2 pseudogenes are annotated in these 1,645 nt (G+C 30.8%); both read left to right on the plus strand.

Annotated features, from left to right (window positions below):
* A pseudogene (locus tag ACMHJ2_RS17690) lies at positions 1–926 on the plus strand (hypothetical protein); the annotation flags it as partial.
* Between the two features lie 479 nt (positions 927–1,405).
* Positions 1,406–1,645, plus strand: a pseudogene (locus tag ACMHJ2_RS17695) (gliding motility-associated C-terminal domain-containing protein); the annotation flags it as partial.

Here is a 1,645-nt window from a genome sequence, read left to right on the forward strand (position 1 = left end):
TAGGTAATAATAGTTTCTTCTACTACGACGCAACTGGAACGCCAATACCAATTAGTTGGGATGATTTAGGAAATACAAAAATCAAATCCTTTGTAGTAACCGAAGATAATTTGACTATTACAGATACCGACAATACTATTTTTTCAGTGTCGATTGACGAATTAGGAAAGATCATTGCAAATAATGATGTTTTTGTAACGAATTTAGTTGATAATCAAGAGTTTATCACCAAGTTAGGAAACAAAGTAGAGTTTATTGAGCAAATCACGAACAATACTAAGTTTATCGAAGAGATCATCAACAAGCTAGCAGGAACGTATGGAAATGTTGGTTACAATACAGGTAATAATAGTTTCTTCTACTACGACGCAACTGGAACACCAATACCAATTAGTTGGGATGATTTAGGAAATACCAAGATCCAATCCTTTGTAGCAACTGCTGATAATTTGACTATTACAGATACCGAAAACAACATTTTTTCAGTATCGATTGATGACTTAGGAAAGATCATCGCAAATAATAATGAGTTTGTGACGAATTTAGTAGACAATCAAGAGTTCATTACGAAGTTAGGTGATAATGTGGAGTTCAAAAAAATAATCAATGCTAACGTTATCAACTATTCATACGAAGAACAAATCAAATCTGAAAAATGGTTAAATACAACCAAGCAAATTGCAACAAAAACGTATGATATTACTTTAACTGAAAATGCTAATATTCTAGAAGTGCCTGGAGATTTTGCAGATATTATTTTAAGTGCACGTTTAATAAATAAAGCTACAAATTCAATTACTGAAGGCGTATTGAGAAAAGCAGTTGTAAATGGAAATACACAAGTTGTTCTTGGAGTATCTGAATTATTGACGGTTTATCATCCTGCAGGACAGTACTATTTTGTTTTAGAATATGTAAAAAAATAACAGTTACTAGTAGTAACAACTAATTTACTTTGGTTGCTCAGTTCATAAAAATATATAAACTGAGCAACCATCTTATAATTTTGAATAAAGATAGGATGTAATTTGAATGAAAGAAGTGGAAATCAGATTCAACAATCTTCAATATAAAGTTTCGTAAAAACTTAGAAATATGAAACTAACTTCGTAATTGTACTTTTTATAAGGCACAGAGAAGAAGAATACAAGTGGGTAATATTCACATTTATTTGGTGAAAATAACGGAGGTATTAAAATACACTCTAGTTTTTAGTTGAAAAGTATATACAATAGACTCTAAAAGAATAAAGTAAAATCAGACACCCTATCTTATGGCGATTCTATTTCTAATACGGATTGTTTTTTTGTATTAGAATATTTATTAAATCAAGTATACAAAGCGCATGTATAGCGGCTTTAAAATTTGATTTGGTTTTTTCTACAGAAAATTAAGAAAAAAAAGCATGATAAAGACAAAGATATATAGCATATTGTTACTAGTGTTTAGTACAAGTGTGATTTATGGACAGGTACCTTCGTTGATCGTTAATGAGGGGGAACTGTCTATCTCTTCTGGGGATTTAGTATCCTTTGAAGGCACCTTTAAAAATAAAGCAGAGGGCGATGTAACGAATGATGGGACAGTAATTTACTTTCGTGATTTCATCAACAATGGCTATTATGGATTAACATCTAAAAACACA

Source organism: Myroides odoratus (genome assembly GCF_965118575.1).
Lineage (GTDB): Bacteria > Bacteroidota > Bacteroidia > Flavobacteriales > Flavobacteriaceae > Flavobacterium > Flavobacterium odoratum_B.